This is a genomic window from Microbacterium sp. 2MCAF23 (assembly GCF_052115565.1).
Taxonomy (GTDB): Bacteria; Actinomycetota; Actinomycetes; order Actinomycetales; family Microbacteriaceae; genus Microbacterium.
Genome location: NZ_JBFRGY010000010.1, coordinates 1 through 15,404 on the forward strand (window position 1 = coordinate 1; position 15,404 = coordinate 15,404).

Annotated in this window: 14 protein-coding genes; 4 read left to right on the top strand and 10 right to left on the bottom strand. The window is 69.2% G+C overall.

The window, feature by feature from the left end:
* The coding region (locus AB4078_RS11210; RefSeq protein WP_441977206.1) for a DUF222 domain-containing protein at positions 1-791 on the bottom strand (791 nt) is incomplete at its 3' end.
* 171 nt (positions 792-962) lie between these two features.
* On the opposite strand from AB4078_RS11210, the gene AB4078_RS11215 reads away from it, so the two are divergent.
* On the top strand, positions 963-1,910 hold the full coding sequence (locus AB4078_RS11215; protein ID WP_441977207.1) for a pseudouridine synthase: 948 nt from the start codon (positions 963-965) through the stop codon (positions 1,908-1,910).
* A gap of 51 nt (positions 1,911-1,961) precedes the next feature.
* Here AB4078_RS11215 and AB4078_RS11220 read toward each other — a convergent pair whose 3' ends face one another.
* From AB4078_RS11220 to AB4078_RS11240, 5 genes are all read right to left on the bottom strand, one after another.
* Positions 1,962-2,717 carry an amino acid ABC transporter ATP-binding protein gene (locus tag AB4078_RS11220; protein WP_441977208.1) on the bottom strand — a complete coding sequence of 252 codons (756 nt, stop codon included), beginning with the start codon at positions 2,715-2,717 and terminating at the stop codon, positions 1,962-1,964.
* Positions 2,714-3,523: an amino acid ABC transporter permease gene (locus tag AB4078_RS11225; RefSeq protein ID WP_441977209.1), complete on the bottom strand. Its 810-nt coding sequence runs from the start codon at positions 3,521-3,523 to the stop codon at positions 2,714-2,716. Before AB4078_RS11225 ends, AB4078_RS11220 begins: the two co-directional genes overlap by 4 nt.
* Positions 3,524-3,565: 42 nt before the next feature.
* The gene (locus AB4078_RS11230) at positions 3,566-4,393 is read right to left on the bottom strand and encodes an ABC transporter substrate-binding protein (protein WP_441977210.1); all 828 of its coding nucleotides are present in this window, start codon (positions 4,391-4,393) and stop codon (positions 3,566-3,568) included.
* A gap of 134 nt (positions 4,394-4,527) precedes the next feature.
* A complete protein-coding gene (locus tag AB4078_RS11235; protein ID WP_441977211.1) occupies positions 4,528-6,363 on the bottom strand; it encodes a Na+/H+ antiporter in 1,836 nt (611 codons plus the stop codon).
* Between the two features lie 117 nt (positions 6,364-6,480).
* Positions 6,481-8,298, bottom strand: a complete 1,818-nt coding sequence (locus tag AB4078_RS11240) for an ABC-F family ATP-binding cassette domain-containing protein (protein WP_441977212.1) — start codon at positions 8,296-8,298, stop codon at positions 6,481-6,483.
* Between the two features lie 46 nt (positions 8,299-8,344).
* On the opposite strand from AB4078_RS11240, the gene zapE reads away from it, so the two are divergent.
* Positions 8,345-9,343: a cell division protein ZapE gene (gene zapE, locus AB4078_RS11245; RefSeq protein WP_441977213.1), complete on the top strand. Its 999-nt coding sequence runs from the start codon at positions 8,345-8,347 to the stop codon at positions 9,341-9,343.
* A gap of 39 nt (positions 9,344-9,382) precedes the next feature.
* On the opposite strand, the gene AB4078_RS11250 is transcribed toward zapE, so the two are convergent.
* Positions 9,383-10,150: a biotin--[acetyl-CoA-carboxylase] ligase gene (locus AB4078_RS11250; RefSeq protein WP_441977214.1), complete on the bottom strand. Its 768-nt coding sequence runs from the start codon at positions 10,148-10,150 to the stop codon at positions 9,383-9,385.
* A 127-nt stretch (positions 10,151-10,277) separates the two neighbouring features.
* Between AB4078_RS11250 and AB4078_RS11255 the strand changes: the two genes are divergently transcribed.
* Together AB4078_RS11255 and AB4078_RS11260 are read left to right on the top strand one after the other, a co-directional pair.
* Positions 10,278-11,876, top strand: a complete 1,599-nt coding sequence (locus AB4078_RS11255) for an acyl-CoA carboxylase subunit beta (RefSeq protein ID WP_440733310.1) — start codon at positions 10,278-10,280, stop codon at positions 11,874-11,876.
* The gene (locus AB4078_RS11260; RefSeq protein WP_233310488.1) at positions 11,873-12,097 is read left to right on the top strand and encodes an acyl-CoA carboxylase subunit epsilon; all 225 of its coding nucleotides are present in this window, start codon (positions 11,873-11,875) and stop codon (positions 12,095-12,097) included. Before AB4078_RS11255 ends, AB4078_RS11260 begins: the two co-directional genes overlap by 4 nt.
* 275 nt (positions 12,098-12,372) lie before the next feature.
* Here AB4078_RS11260 and AB4078_RS11265 read toward each other — a convergent pair whose 3' ends face one another.
* The 3 genes from AB4078_RS11265 to AB4078_RS11275 all read right to left on the bottom strand — a co-directional run bounded on the left by AB4078_RS11265 (position 12,373) and on the right by AB4078_RS11275 (position 15,334).
* The gene (locus AB4078_RS11265) at positions 12,373-13,380 is read right to left on the bottom strand and encodes a hypothetical protein (protein ID WP_441977215.1); all 1,008 of its coding nucleotides are present in this window, start codon (positions 13,378-13,380) and stop codon (positions 12,373-12,375) included.
* On the bottom strand, positions 13,377-14,603 hold the full coding sequence (locus AB4078_RS11270; protein ID WP_440733313.1) for a sensor histidine kinase: 1,227 nt from the start codon (positions 14,601-14,603) through the stop codon (positions 13,377-13,379). Before AB4078_RS11270 ends, AB4078_RS11265 begins: the two co-directional genes overlap by 4 nt.
* 65 nt (positions 14,604-14,668) lie before the next feature.
* Positions 14,669-15,334 (bottom strand): response regulator, encoded by a 666-nt coding sequence (locus AB4078_RS11275; RefSeq protein ID WP_440733314.1) that lies wholly within the window; start codon positions 15,332-15,334, stop codon positions 14,669-14,671.
* Positions 15,335-15,404: the final 70 nt, after the last annotated feature.

A 15,404-nucleotide genomic window follows, 5' to 3' on the forward strand; every position in this document is an offset into this window, starting at 1 on the left:
AGCAGCCAATCGCACAGCAAGTCCGCACGAACCTGATCCCTCGTGCGGCCCTCCCGGCGGTCCTTCTGGAGGTGTTTCGCGGTCGAGGTGAGGCGTCGTTTGATCGCCGTGGTCTTCACCGTCGGGATCAGCGCCGTCAGCCAGGACATGCCGTCGCCGGCGTCTTCCACGACCACCCGCCGATCCACCATCCCGCGGGCGTGTTTGCGCTCCGCCGGGGTGGGGTCGAGCCGGTCGACGAGGACCGTCACCCGGCGCCGGAAGGTGCTGATGGGCAGGTGCAACGCCCACCTCGCCGCGGTCTCATCGATCAACGCGATCGCATCCGCCGCGTACTGCCGGACAGTCGGGTCGGCCCCGATCGGAGCCTGCAACCGCAACACCGCCGAGACGGCGGCCTCCACGAACCGCAACGACACGAACCCGTCCCGGGCGTGCTCCCACAACAACGGCAGATGCTCGGCCGCGGTCGACGCGGTGCATTCCAGTGAGCGGGCCTCGTTCTCCGAGATCTGCAACCGCACCGCCACATCGAAGAACACCGACCGGCGGGCATGATCCGCATCCTGAGCGCCGTCGCCGACCGTATAGATCTCAGGGTGCCGGCGAGCAAGGTCCACAACCTCCACGACCCGCTCCGCACGCCGCGCGGCCCGCTGGTTGATCGCGACGTCATCCTCTTGCAGACCATCCAGGATCCGCGCCGCGACGAACGTCTCATCCACCACGACCACCGCAGGAGCATCGGCAACAGCCAGCTCCTCGAACAGTGCAGCGGTGGGGTCTCCCATTCCCAAAGTCTAGCACTTATGTTCGAATATGGGAAGAGGCGGGATCCAGAGAAGTCCCGAGAGAATCACGGCGATTACCGCCTGCCATCCGACGACCGCACTCGTCGGTGACGCCCGCCCGCGCGAGGCGCCGGACGGACTCACTACCCATCTAGGCTGGACGGAATGGGCATGGCATCTCCTCTCCCCGTCCGCGACGGCGTGGGCGCGACCCGGCTTCGCGTGCCGTCGGAAGGGCCGTGGCCCACCGTCGGCGCCTTCATGGCTGAGCGCTTCTTCCACCTCGACCCGGAGCGTCTGCTCAGCCGCTTCGACCGCGGCGAGATCGTCGCCATCGACGGCTCGCCACTCACCCGCGACACCGCGCTCGGCGTGCACGACTTCGTCTGGTACTACCGGGAACCGGCGATCGAGAAGCACATCCCGTTCGATGTCGAGATCCTGCATCAGGACGAGGATCTGGTCGTCGTGGACAAGCCGCATTTCCTGCCGACCACTCCGGGCGGGAAGTATCTGCAGAACTCCGCCCTGGTGCGCCTGCGCAATGCACTCGGCATCCCCGAGCTCACGCCGATCCACCGTCTCGACCGGGCGACGGCGGGCGTGCTGATGTTCTCTGCGCGGCCGGTCACCCGCGGCGCATACCAGCTACTGTTCGAGAACCGCCGCGTCGAGAAGGTCTACGAGGCCGTCTCCCTGCTGCCCGAAGGGTGGGATCCGCAGGCTCCGGCTCTCGGTGGATCCGCATTCCCGCTCGTGCATCGCAATCACATCGAGAAGCTGCGCGGACACGTCTGCGTGCAGGTGGATCCGGATCGCGAACCGAACGCGGAGACGCTCGTCGAACTGCTCGGCTTCGACGACCGCGTGCTGCACACCGTGCTGCGCCCGCACTCCGGACGCATGCACCAGCTGCGCGTGCACCTCGCCGAACTCGGCGCCGGAATCCTCCACGACACGTTCTACCCCGAACTCCTGCCCGAACAGCCCGACGACTTCGACCGACCGCTGCAGCTGCTCGCGCGGGAGCTGCGCTTCACGGATCCGCTGACCGGAGACGCGCGCGAGTTCCGCACCCGACGGACTCTGCAGGAGGCGCCGGCGGTAGCGGAAGAATAGCGATCGCCACCCCGCAACGATCGCGATCCCCTCACAAGTGCTTGTCCGCTGTCACAGCACCTGCGACAGGAACCGCTGCAATCTGCCGCTCTCCGGAGCGTCGAAGATCCGATCCGGCGCACCAGCCTCGACGACACTGCCGCGGTCCATGAACAGCACCTGCTGCGACACCGAGCGGGCGAAGCCCATCTCGTGTGTGACGACGAGCATCGTCATGCCCTCGGCCGCGAGCTCGGCCATGGTCGCGAGCACGCCCTTGACGAGCTCAGGGTCGAGCGCCGAGGTGGACTCGTCGAACAGCATGACCTCGGGATCCATCGCGAGAGCGCGGGCGATCGCGACCCGCTGCTGCTGCCCGCCGCTCAGGTGCGAGGGACGCACATCGGCCTTGTGCGCGAGGCCGACCCGGTCGAGTTCCTGCAGGGCTCTCTGGGCCGCTTCGTCCTTCGAAAGGCCCTTGAGCTTGATCAGGCCTAGCGTGATGTTCTCGCGCACCGTCTTGTGCGGGAACAAGTTGAAGTGCTGGAAGACCATTCCGACCCGTTGACGCAGCCGGTCGGGATTGTCGCTGAGCACCGAGCGTCCGTCGAGCAGCACATCACCGGAGTCGGGCTCGACCAGCCGGTTCACCGCGCGCAGCAGCGTCGACTTGCCGGATCCGGAAGGCCCGATGACGCAGGCTACCGTTCCGGCCGGCACATCGAGGTCGACGCCGCGAAGCACCTGGTTGCTGCCGAAGGCGAGGCGGACGTCACGTGTTGCGACGCTCACGCCGTTGTTGTGCACGGGAGCGGTCTCGGAGCTCATCGTGCCTCCCCTTCGGTGTCCGTGGCCGTGGCGATCGGGGTGCCGGCGGCGAGCGCGATCTCGGCGTCGAAGTCGTCCGCGTCGGGGTCGACGGCGTCCACCCGGCGCCCCTCGCGCAGGCGCTTGTCGATCGCGTTCACCACGTGGGTCAGCGGGATGGTGATGACGAGGTAGAACAGGCCCGCAAGCACGAGTGCGGACTGGTTGCCGGTGTTGGCGGCGGCGTCCTGCCCGATCCGGAACAGCTCCCGCTGATTCGCCATGAGGCCGAGGAAGTAGATGAGCGAGGAGTCCTTGATGAGCGCGATGAACTGGTTCACGAGCGCCGGCAGCACTCGGCGCACGCCCTGCGGGATGATGACCAGGCGCATCGCTGCGCCGCCGGAGAACCCGATCGCACGCGCCGCCTCGGTCTGCCCCTTGTCGACGCTCTGGATCCCCGAGCGGAAGATCTCGCCGATGTAGGCGCTCGCGATGAGACCGAGAGCGACGATTCCCAGCGGGTAGGGGTTGGGCCCCCAGATCTGGATGCCGAGGGGCGCGAATCCGACGCCGATCAGCAGGATGGTGACCACGGCGGGCAGTCCGCGCAACACGTCGGTATAGACGCGCGCGGGCCAGCGCAGCCAGCGGTGGCGGGACAGGCCCGCCACCGCCAGCAGCATGCCGAGGACCGTGCCGAGCACGCCCGAGGACACCGCCAGGATCAGCGTGTTCGGCAATCCGACCGTGAGCAGCTCAGGCAGTGCTTTGAGCATGGCGTCGAAGTCGAAGAACGTCGACCAGATCGTGTTCAGCGCATCCACGCCGACCCCGCTTCCGTGTCCAGAATCAGTTCGCCCCGTGTTTCAGCCCTTGCCGCTGCCGGGGACGAAGCCGTCGGGGATCTCGCGACCCGGGTAGTACTGGTCCACGAGCTTCTTCCAGGTGCCGTCGGCGATGACCTCGTCGAGGCCCTTGTTCAGCGCCTCGCGGAGCTTGTCATTGCCCGGCGCGACCGCATAAGCCATGCCGTTCTCGCTGAGCTTCTTGGCGACTGAGACGACCTTGCCGCCCGACTCGGAAGCGGTCTTCTCCCCGATCTCCGCGGGCGAGATCCATGCCTCGGCGGTGCCGGTCTTCAGCTGGTTGAGCGCGCCGTTGTAGTCGGGCACGCGCACCGGATCGAGGCCCTCGTGCGTCGCGTAGTCGTCCTGCACGGTGCCCTGCACCACGGCGACGCGCTTGCCCTTGAGCTGGTCGAACGAGGTGATGGACGATCCGGCGGGAACCTCCAGACCGAGGTAGCCGAAGTCGTACTTGTTGGTGAAGTCGACCGTCTTCTTGCGGGCATCGGTGATCGTGATCGACGAGGATCCGACGTCGAACTTCTTCGTCTTGACCTGGGCGAGCAGCGCGCTGAACTCGGTGCCGACGAACTCGACCTTGAGGTCGAGCTTCTTCGCGACCGCGGTGAGCAGATCGTTGTCGAACCCGGTGAACTTTCCATCCTTGAGGTAGACGTTCGGCGGCGCGTCGGTCAGGGTTCCGGTGCGCAGCACGCCCGGCTGAGCGAGTCCGTACGGGTTATCGTTCTTGGCTGAGTCGCTCGCACCCGCTCCGCCGCTGCAGGCGGTGAGGGCGAGCGCCACGGCGGCTGCGGAGAGTGTTGCGAGAACGCGGGTGCGCAAGGTCATCTGTTCGAGTCCTTCATGTCGGTGGGGCGGATCCGCGCGGCGAATACTCATTCCAACCTAGGAGAGCCCGCCACCGGTTCCGGATGTACGCGAAACACAAGGACACGCGGCGCCCGAACGACGCCCAGATCGGGTCAGTCGAAGTCCTCGAGCCCCTGCAGGCGCAGCTGCTCGAGGTCGAGGCGCGCGGAGATCCGTCGCACCACGAGATCGTCGACCGTCCCCGAACGACGCAGCCCCAGCAGCACCTCGCGCTTGCGGTCCAGCAGCGCCAGCTTGAGGCGTGTGAACTCCTCGTGGCGCACCAGCGGCGAGCGCTGCATGAGGTCGACGTCCTCGGACGTCGCGATCATCTGCAGCGTCGCGCCCTCGATGAGCGTGCGGCGCGGGGCGGATCCGCTCGTGGCACCCGGATCGCCGGCGTCGACCGGCTCGCCGCCGATGCCATCGGATCCGATGCCGTCGGACGAGGTGACCTCGCTCCCGCCGGCCTCGGCTTCCGGCTCGGTCCCCGCGGCGAGCGGGTCGGGCTGCCCGAGCATCTCGTCGAGCGCCTTGACCTCGGCGTCCACGAGCGCCTGCTCCCGCGCGAGCGTGCGCGCGTTCGTGTACTCGAGCATCTGGTAGCCCTCGAACCGGATCCGATCGCGCACCTCGTCGCTGACCTCGTGCCGCACGGCGAGGTCGTCCAGAGCCGAGAGCGCCGCGCCCGAGATCGTGCGTTCGGCGAGCTCGTACTCCTCGACCTCGCCCTGATCGGCCGGAATCCGCGCCCAGCGCACGATCGCCGGCAGCAGCGTGCCCTGCACGAGAAGACTCAGCAGGATGACGCCGGCTGTCACGAACACGATCTCGTCGCGGCCGTCCAGCTCTCCGCCGGCCACGGCGCCCGCGGGCACCGAGAGCGCGATCGCGAGCGAGACCGCCCCACGCATGCCTGCGAACGTGCTCAGCACGCGCGAGCGCGCCCTGACGCCACGAGGCGGACGGGGACCGGTGCGCTGATAGAACGGCACACTGAGCAGCTGGAACAGATAGCGCACCACCAGCAGCGCGACCCAGACCACGAGCGTGACGAGCACCAGGCGCCCGATCGCGCCCGCCGAGATCTGGTGCACGACGTACTGCACCTCGAGACCGATCAGCACGAACAGCGCGCCGTTGAGCAGGAACACGCCGAACGGCCAGGCGGACTCCGCCTGCCGCCGCGACTGCGCCGTGGTCACGGTCGGCGACACGTAGGCGATGATCACCCCTGCGACCACCACGGCGAGCACCCCGGAGGCGCCGATCAGCTCCGCCATGAGGAACGCGACGAACGGGATCAGCAGCAGCGTGGTGTTGATCACGATCGTGGATGCGATCGCGCGCAGCAGGAAGTATCCGAGTGCGGCGACCGCCATGCCGGCCGCGATGCCGCCGGCGTAGGAGACGACGACCGACCACGTCACGCTGAGCGGGTCGATGTGCCCGCCGACCGCGAGCGAGATCCCGATCGCGTAGAGCACGAGGGCCGTGCCGTCGTTGGTGAGGCTCTCGGCCTTGAGCTTCATGAACATGCGCCGCGGCAGCAGCCGGCCGAGTGCCGCGACCGCCGTGGCGTCGGGCGGCGCGACCGCCGCGCCCAGGATCAGTGCGGTCTCCCAGGGCAACCCGAACAGCAGTCCGATCCCCGCGACGGCGAAGGCGGAGGCCACCACGAGCAGCGTGCTCATCGGAAGGATGTAGCGGAAGTCGCGACGGATCGCCCGGAGCGACGTGGTCAGGCTCTCCCAGAACAGCATCACCGGCAGGAACAGCAGCAGCACGGTCTCCGGCGGCAGCTGGATCTCACGCAGCGCCGGGATGAAGCCCAGCGCGAGGCCGAGGATGACGAGAACGAGCGGCAGCGCGAGTCGCAGACGCGGCGCGAGCAGGGCGCCGCTCAGGATCGTGAGCCCCAGCAGGACCGTGACTTCGAGACCTTCCATGCGCCGTCTCCTTCACCAGGCCGTGGACCGCGGGCGCCATCCGTTCAGAGCACAGCGCCGCATGCCTCCACGGTATTCCCGGTGCACGCGCGCAGGACAGTCCCGGAGCGGATCCGATCAGTCCAGCTGCTCGGTGAGCTCGAACCAGCGCAACTCCAGCTCTTCGACCTCAGCCTCCTGAGCGGAGATCTCCTTCATCTTCTCGCCGAGGCCGGCGTAGTCGGACTGGTCGTGGTCGGCGAGGGCATGCTTGGCCTTGTCGATCTGCGCGGCGAGCTTCTGCATACGTCGTTCGAGCGCCGTCACCTCCTTCTCCGCAGCACGGCGATCGGCACCGCTCAGCGCCGGCTCTGCGACCGACGCGGGCTCGGATCCTGTCCCCGGCGCCTTCGGATGGCTCTGCTCGAGCGCCCGCAGCCGCAGGTACTCGTCCACCCCGCCCGGCAGGTGGCGCAGGCGCCGGTCCAGGATCGCGTACTGCTGATCGGTCACGCGCTCCAGGAAGTAGCGGTCGTGGCTCACGACGAGCAGCGTGCCGGGCCAGGAGTCGAGGAGGTCCTCGATGGCGGCCAGCATGTCGGTGTCCATGTCATTGGTGGGCTCATCGAGGATCATCACGTTGGGCTGATCCAGCAGCACGAGCAGCAGCTGCAGCCGGCGCTGCTGACCGCCCGAAAGATCCTTCACGGGCGTGGACAGCTGCGCCGACGAGAAGCCGAGCCTCTCCAGCAGCTGGCCCGGCGTCAGCTCGGCGGCCTTGGATCCGGTCCCGAACGTGTAGGTCGTGCGCAGTCGGCCGATCACGACCCGCACCGGCTCGTCCCACACGTCCTGCAGCTCGTCGAGGCGCTGGGTGAGCGTGCGCACCTGCACGGTCTTGCCATGCTTGACCCGGCCGCTCGTGGGCGCCACGGTGCCCGCGACGAGTCCGAGCAGAGTCGACTTCCCCGCGCCGTTGACGCCGAGGATCCCGGTGCGCTCCCCCGGCGCGACCCGCCACTCGACGTCGCGCAGCACCTCGCGCTCCGGTGTGGAACCGGAGGCCGGGAACGTCACGCCGGCGTCGATGAGGTCCACGACGTCCTTCCCGAGCCGCGAGACGGCGAGCGACTGCAGGCCGATCCGGTCACGGATCTCGGGCACATCGGAGATGAGCTCGTTCGCCGCATCGATGCGGAACTTCGGCTTGGACGTGCGCGCAGGGGCGCCGCGGCGCAGCCAGGCGAGCTCCTTGCGAGCGAGGTTCTGCCGCTTCGCCTCGCTCGCCGCCGCCATCCGGTCGCGCTCGACGCGCTGCAGGATGTAGGCCGCATACCCGCCTTCGAAGGGCTCGACGATCCGGTCGTGCACCTCCCAGGTCTCGGTGCACACCTCGTCCAGGAACCAGCGGTCGTGCGTGACCACCATGAGCGCGCCCTGGTTCGCCGGCCAGCGCCGCTTCAGGTGCCCCGCGAGCCAGCCGATCGCCTCCACGTCGAGGTGGTTGGTGGGCTCGTCGAGCGCGACGATGTCCCAGTCCCCGACGAGCAGCTTCGCCAGCGACACGCGGCGGCGCTGGCCACCGGAGAGGTCGGCGACGGAGGCGTTCCAGTCCAGATCGCTCACGAGGCCGTCGATGACGTCGCGGACCTTCGGATCCCCTGCCCACTCGTGCTCCGGGGTGTCGCCCACGATCGCTCCGCCGACCGTCAGGCTGTCGTCCAGCACGTCGGCCTGATCGAGCACCCCGATCGTGGTGCCGCCGCGTACGGTCACCCGGCCGCCGTCGGGATCCAGACGTCCCGCGAGCATGGCCAGCAGGCTGGACTTGCCGTCGCCGTTGCGGCCGACGATGCCGATCCGATCCCCTTCTTCGATGCCGAGGGTGACGGAGTCGAAGACGATCCGGGTGGGGAACTCGAGATGGAGGCCTTCGGCCCCGAGGAGATGTGCCATGTCGGCTTCCAGGGTAGTCTGGCCCACCGCTCGCTACGCTCGGAGGATGACCGCCGTCCCGCTCGCCATGCCGGACGAGGCCGTCGCTCATCCCCTGACGACGCGCGTTGGGCAGATCACAGGGCACCTGCCCGAGGAGACGCTGCTCGATGCGGCGCAGCAGGAAGCCGCCTCGGCGCTCGCCGCCCCGCATCGCCACGGCGCCTATCTCTGGGGCCCGGTCGGACGCGGGAAGTCGCTGCTCGCCGAGGCCTACTTCGCGGCGCTGCCCACTCGGCGCAAGCGCCGTGTGCACTTCCACGACTTCTTCCTCGAGCTGCAGAGCGCGCTCGGAGCGCGGCGCGTGCCTCTCGATCGGGCGTTGAACCGCCTCATCGGCGGATCCCGCGCGATCCTGTTCGACGAGTTCCACGTGCACGACGTGGCAGACGCCGTATACCTCACGGCGACTCTGCGACACTTCATCGACCGGGATGTGCTGCTGATCGCGACCTCGAACGATCCGCCGGGCGAACTGATGCCGGGCCTGTGGCACGAGCATTTCGTGCCGGCGATCCGACTCATCGAGCAGCACCTCGACGTGATCGAGGTCGCGGACGGCACCGACTACCGAGGCGTCGGCTCGAAGATCCGCTCCGCGACCGGCTTCTCGGCCGGATCCTGGGCGCTCTCGCCCACCCGGGCGCCGTCACCGGCGATCGAGATGACGACCGAGAACGGCATCGTGCTCACCGTGCGCGAGCGGTCTGCCGAACGGATCACCGCGATCTTCGAGGACCTCTGCGGCGCGCCGCTCGGCACTCCGCAGTATCTCTGGCTCGCGGATCGGACCACCGCGCTCACGCTCCTGGATGTCCCGGATCTCCGCACGATGCACCGCGACGCACTGCTCCGGTTCTGTCACCTGATCGATGTGCTCTACGACCGCGACATCCGGCTCGATGTGCACGCACGCGCACTGCCGGAGCGCCCGCTGGACACCGCGGTGCCGGCGCGATCGCTGGAGCGCGCCCTCAGCCGCATCTCGGCGCTGCGGCACGACTGACCGGTCGCCCAGTCCGCCGGCCGTACGGGTCCCGGAGGCTCAGGCGAGCCGCAGATGCACGATGTCACCGGCCGCGATCCGGTGTTCGACGCCCTCGGCATCGACGATCACGCAGCCGTCCTCGCCGAGTCCGATGGCCTCGCCGACCAGCTCCGCCCCGCCCGGCAGCATGACCCGCACCGTGCGGCCGAGTGTGACGCAACGCGCGGAGACCGCGTCGCGCAGGCCGCTCGCGACGGCCGAACCGTGCTCGGCGAGCGCCTCGATCCAGCCGTCCAGGCGGGCCAGGTAGCCGGCGACGAGCAGATCCAGGTCGGCCTGCGCGCCCTCCACAGCGAACGAGGTCGCCGTGGAGACCGGGAGCTGCTCGACCGTCATCGCGGTGTTCACGCCCGATCCGACGATCACCGCGTCGGGTCCGATCGCCTCGGTCAGGATGCCGCAGATCTTGCGCTCCTCCACCAGCACATCGTTCGGCCACTTCACCCCCACCTCGCGGTCGGGCAGCTGCGCCGCGATCGCATCGGCCATGGCGAGCCCCGCCGCCAGCGGGATCCAGCCCCGCTCGGCCATCGGGATCGCGGGCACGCGCAGCAGTACCGACAGCGCCAGTGCGGATCCGGCCGGCGTCGTCCACACGCGATCGAGGCGGCCCCGCCCCGCGACCTGGTTCTCGGTGAGGATCACGGACAGGTGCGGCCAGCCAGCCTCGTCGTCCGCTTGGGCCCGCAGATCGGCGTTCGTGGAGCCTGTGGAGGCGACGATCTCGAGGCGGGCGGCGGCCGCGCCGCTGTGCGGGAAGCTCATCCGGTCACCCTATCCGCGTGCCGGATGATGCACATCGACGGCCGGCCGCTCTGAGAGGGTCCGCACAGAGGATCCGGCCGCGCTGTTGTGCCTCTCATCCAACGGACGTGGAAGCCCCGGCGCTAGTGTGGAACCCGTGACGGACACGCCTGACCTCTACACGACCGCCGGCAAGATCGCCGACCTCCGCGCCCGCTACGACGAGGCCGTCGTCGCGGCCGAGGCGAAGGCGAAGGAGAAGCAGCACGCCAAGGGCAAGATGACCGCCCGCGAGCGCATCGAACTGCTGGTCGATCCGGGTAGCTTCGTCGAGTTCGACGAGTACGTGCGGCACCGCACGACCGCGTTCGGCATGGACAAGAACCGCCCTTACGGCGACTCCGTCGTCACCGGCGTCGGGACCATCAACGGTCGCACCGTGGCGGTGTACTCCCAGGACTTCACCACCTTCGGCGGCTCGCTGGGCGAGGTCTCCGGCGACAAGATCATCAAGATCATGGAGTTCGCCCTGCGCAGCGGCGTGCCGATCATCGGCATCCTCGACTCGGGCGGCGCGCGCATTCAGGAGGGCGTCCTCGCGCTCAGCAAGTACGGCGAGATCTTCCGGGCCAACACCCGCTCCTCCGGCGTGATCCCGCAGATCTCGATCATCATGGGCCCGGCCGCCGGCGGCGCCGTGTACGGCCCCGCGCTCACCGACTTCGTGATCATGGTCGACAAGACCAGCCAGATGTTCGTGACCGGCCCTGACGTCATCAAGACCGTGACCGGCGAGGACGTCGGAATGGAGGAGCTCGGCGGCGCCTACACGCACAACACCCGCTCCGGCGTGGCGCACTACCTCGCCGAGGACGAAGACGACGCGATCGACTACGCGCGTACGCTGCTCGGCTTCCTGCCCGACAACAACATGGCCGAGCTGCCGACCTATGAGAGCGGCTTCGAGTTCGAGACGACCGACGCGGACCGCACGCTCAACACGATCATCCCGGACTCGGCCAACCAGCCGTACGACATCCACACCGTCATCGAGCGGGTCGTCGACCACGGCGAGTTCCTCGAGGTGCAGCCGCTGTTCGCCCCGAACATCGTGATCGGCTTCGGCCGCGTCGAGGGCCGTTCGGTCGGCATCATCGCGAACCAGCCGTCGCAGATGGCCGGCACCCTGAACATCGAGGCCGGAGAGAAGGCCAGCCGCTTCGTGCGCTTCTGCGACGCGTTCTCGATCCCGATCGTCACCCTCGTCGATGTGCCCGGCTACCTGCCCGGCACCGACCAGGAGTGGACCGGCGTGATCCGCCGCGGCGCGAAGCTCATCTACGCCTACGCCGAGGCCACCGTGCCGCTCGTGACCGTGATCCTGCGCAAGGCCTACGGCGGTGCCTACATCGTCATGGGCTCCAAGCAGCTCGGCGCCGACGTGAACCTCGCCTGGCCTACGGCCGAGATCGCCGTCATGGGCGGCCAGGGCGCGGTGAACATCCTCTACCGCGGCGAGATCAAGCGCGCCGAGGAAGCCGGCGAGGACGTCGCTGCCGTGCGCACCCGCCTGGCCAACGAGTACACCTACAACGTCACCAGCCCGTTCCTCGCTGCCGAGCGCGGCGAGATCGACGGTGTCATCGAGCCGGCCAACACCCGCGTCTCGATCGCGAAGGCGCTGCGGGCGCTGCGCGGCAAGCGCGCCGAGCTGCCCCCGAAGAAGCACGGGAACATCCCGCTGTGAGCGCGGAGGACGCCGCAGACGCGGTCGAGATCCAGGTGCTGCGCGGCTCCGCCACCGAGGAGGAGCTCGCCGCTCTCATCGCCGTGCTGTCCGAGGCGTTCGTGGCCGAGGAGGCGGACGCCGTGGCCGCTCAGAAGCCCGTCTCGGTCTGGGGACGCAATCAGCGCGCGCTGCGCGCGCCGCTGCGACGAGACGTGCCGTGGGGGCGTTTCTCGGGCTGAGGATCGACGCCGATTCGCGGCGTCTCCCGGGGCTCCGCGACGGGATATTCACCTCCGTCTGGATTTGTCCCCCAAAATACCTACAGACATCCCCCTTGCGACCCGGAAGACTCTTTCTTGCAACGCTTCGCGTTCGACCGGATCTCTGCCACAGGGTAGGCAGACGATCTCCGGTCTTTGCGGAACGGTTTTCGGGTAACTGTTCCGCCCCTGGCGGGGGGTGGGCGGCTTCGCCGCCCCCCGCCCTTCCTTTTCTGTCGACTCGTCGAGCGTCTTCAGCTCTCGGGCGTACGCGGGATCTCATGCCACAGCTCGACCGAGTCCTCGTCGGAGGACTCCCCCGCGGCCGAGCGACCGACCACGGTGACCGCGATACGCGCATCCCTGGGGGCGCGGATGATGAGCCGCGCCGAGGAGGAGTCCGCGAGCACATCCGCCAGCTCCTCGCGGATCCGGCCCTTGGTGTGTTCGTCGAGGCCGTCCAGCCCGCCGTCGTCGAAAACTGTGACGGCGGCCCCGCGTGCGCGCGCCGTCTCGATCGCTGCGCGGGCGCGCTCGTTGAGCAGCTCACCGCCGCGGATCTCGTCCCTCAGCCGCCCCTCCGACAGGTGCGCCTCCTGCCGCTCCTCGACCGAAAGATCACCCCGAGTCGCGATCACGCGGGAGAGGATGGGCCCCGCGACCGCCAGTGCGTACTGGACGCGCTCGCGACGCTCGCGCTGACGGACGGTCTGCGTCGCCTGCCAGGCCGACGCGGCCTGCTGTATTCCGGCCAGGCGGTCGGTGTCGCGCACCGCACGCCGCCAGAACGCGATCAGCAGCTGGGCGATCACCATCCACACCGTGGATCCGACCAGGCCCAGGCCGAGGGAGTCGAGGAACCCGATCCACGCCGTCGAGGCCACGGTGAGCAGCACCAGCACCAGCCATCCGGCGAGGGGGCGACGGCGCACGATGCAGACCACGCCGATCAGTCCGACCGCGCCGATGTACCAGGTCGCGTACGGGGCGCGCAGCGTGCTCGCGTCCAGGCCGAAGTTGCTCAGCTGCGGGATCGCGGCCGCCGCGAGCAGCGCCAGGGCCGCCGCCCAGCGCGGCATGCGCACAGCCTGACCTGCGCCGACGATCGCGACGACGGCGATCGCGGCGAGGTAGATCGCCACGGCGAGCAGCACCAGCAGCGGTCGCGGCGGCATCACGGTCCACCACAACGCCCGTGCGGAGAAGTAGCAGGCGAACACGAGCGCGAGCGCGGTCGCGACGATGCGGACGGTCAGCCTCATGTCCGCGACCAGCCCAGTGTGACGATCGTGCCGTGGCGGTCGGATTCGATCGTGGCGACGCCGCCGACAGCGGCCATCCTCGCGAGGATCGACGCGCGGATCCCGAGCCGGTCCGCACCGACCTGCGCCGGATCGAATCCGCTCCCGGTGTCGCTCACCTTGACGGTGAGACCGGTGTCGCCATGTCCCTCGACGACCACGGCGAGACCTCGTGCTGAGGCGTGCGACACGGCGTTGCCGATCGCCTGCCGCGCGGCGAGGGCCATCGCACGCGCCACGCGGTCGGGCACGGCGCCATGGCCGAACTGTTCGACCCCGATCGTCAGTCCCATCTGCGTCACGGCGTGGCGCAGATCCTCTGCGAGGAGTTCGACCTGCACCGGCTCGTCGCTGCCCTCCTGCGCCGGTGCCTCCGCGTTCGCGAGCCGGGTGAGGGCCTCACGCGCCATGTCCACGGCGAGCGCGCGCTCACGTTCGGTCGTCGCGCGCTCGGCGGCGATCAGCGCGGCCAGCACGCTGTCGTGCATGAGGGCTGCCACCGCGACGCGTTCGTGCTCGACCGCCTCTGCGGAGGCGGCCTCGGTGTAGAGCGCGACCGCACGCCCTCGCGCGTCGTCGACGCCGTTCGCGACCGAGCGGAACATCCAGCCCAGAGCGACCAGCACCAGCCCGAGGATCAGCGTGAACGACACGTCGAACGCCGTGACGATCCAGAAGTCGGCTCCGAACCCGCCCTGCACGAGTCGCACCGTGCCGTAGATGAACGGGCCCACGAGTGCCCACAGCACCTGCACGCCGAGGGGGAAGGCCACGACCGCCGCCACACCGGCGACGTTGACGAGGAAGAAGATCCACGGCTGATCCGACGGAACGACGTTCTTGTGCGTCGCCACGAACGGCCACAGCAGAAGGTCGACGAGATACGCGACGAAGAAGATCCCGGCCGTGAGCCGCACCCCGCGACCCAGCGTGCAGCACACGAGCATCGCGAGCCAGGGCACGAACACCAGGGCCATCATCGCGATGTGCGGCACATCCACGACCTGCAGCTTGAGGAGCGCGTTCACGAGCGCCTGGGTGCCGAGCGCGAGCGCGCCGACCCCGACGACGATCGCGATGATGCGCTCCATCCGCCGTCCGGCGAAGCGCTCCAGCTCCTGCCCGACCTCGCCGGGCGTGGGGATCTTCTCCCATGCCTCCCGGAGGCCCTGATCCGCCGACACGCGCTCAGCCCCTCGGCTGCGACGTCGGCATCGACGCCGTGCTCACGGAAGCGAGTCCGCTCGGTTCAGGCGACACCCTGCGGATCCTCCTGCGCCGCCTCCACGATGCCGTCCTCCATCGCGCGCCGCAGCAGGTCGACCTTGGTGGGCGCCGGTCGCCCGACCTCCACGTACTTCACGCGGATGCGGGTGATGTTCTCCTTGGCCGTCGAATAGGCCACGCCGAGGCGCTCGGCGACGACCTTCAGGGGCAGTCCCGTCGCATACAGACGGAGCACCTCGCGCTCGCGCGTGGACAGCTGCGCGTCCGCGAACGCCGTGTCACCATCGACCGCGTTCGCCCACTCCACATTGTTCAGCGCCTCGCCGCGCGCGACCGTCCGGACGGCGGCGATCACGTCGTCCAGCGGGGAGGACTTGCTGATCACGCCGGCGGCTCCCGCGGCGAGCGCCTCACGCACGGAAACCGGGCGGTCGGCGACGCTGTGGATGACCACGCTGGATCCGTCGACGACGAGGCGGGTGACGTTCTCCGTCACGGTGGTGCCGTCGCCCAGGGTGAGATCGAGCACCACCACATCGGCGGGCGCGACGCCCGCACGGCTTCGCGCGTCGAGATACTCGGCGACGCCTGCACCCGCGAAGACCACGTCGAAGGACGCCCGCTCGAGCGCGGCGGCGAGTCCCAGGCGAACGGACTCGTGATCGTCGATCAGGGCTACACTGCTCACGGTCTCACCTTAGCCCGTGGTCCGGCGAGCGACGCCCCCATCGTGCGCTCGACGACATCGCGCCGAGACG

Excerpts from the sequence above, each read along its gene's own strand:
- AB4078_RS11215 (WP_441977207.1), top strand. The coding sequence starts at position 963 with ATGGCATCTCCTCTCCCCGTCCGCGACGGCGTGGGCGCGACCCGGCTT.
- AB4078_RS11220 (WP_441977208.1), bottom strand. The coding sequence starts at position 2,717 with ATGAGCTCCGAGACCGCTCCCGTGCACAACAACGGCGTGAGCGTCGCA.
- AB4078_RS11230 (WP_441977210.1), bottom strand. The coding sequence starts at position 4,393 with ATGACCTTGCGCACCCGCGTTCTCGCAACACTCTCCGCAGCCGCCGTG.
- AB4078_RS11235 (WP_441977211.1), bottom strand. The coding sequence starts at position 6,363 with ATGGAAGGTCTCGAAGTCACGGTCCTGCTGGGGCTCACGATCCTGAGC.
- AB4078_RS11240 (WP_441977212.1), bottom strand. The coding sequence starts at position 8,298 with ATGGCACATCTCCTCGGGGCCGAAGGCCTCCATCTCGAGTTCCCCACC.
- zapE (WP_441977213.1), top strand. The coding sequence starts at position 8,345 with ATGACCGCCGTCCCGCTCGCCATGCCGGACGAGGCCGTCGCTCATCCC.
- AB4078_RS11250 (WP_441977214.1), bottom strand. The coding sequence starts at position 10,150 with ATGAGCTTCCCGCACAGCGGCGCGGCCGCCGCCCGCCTCGAGATCGTC.
- AB4078_RS11265 (WP_441977215.1), bottom strand. The coding sequence starts at position 13,380 with ATGAGGCTGACCGTCCGCATCGTCGCGACCGCGCTCGCGCTCGTGTTC.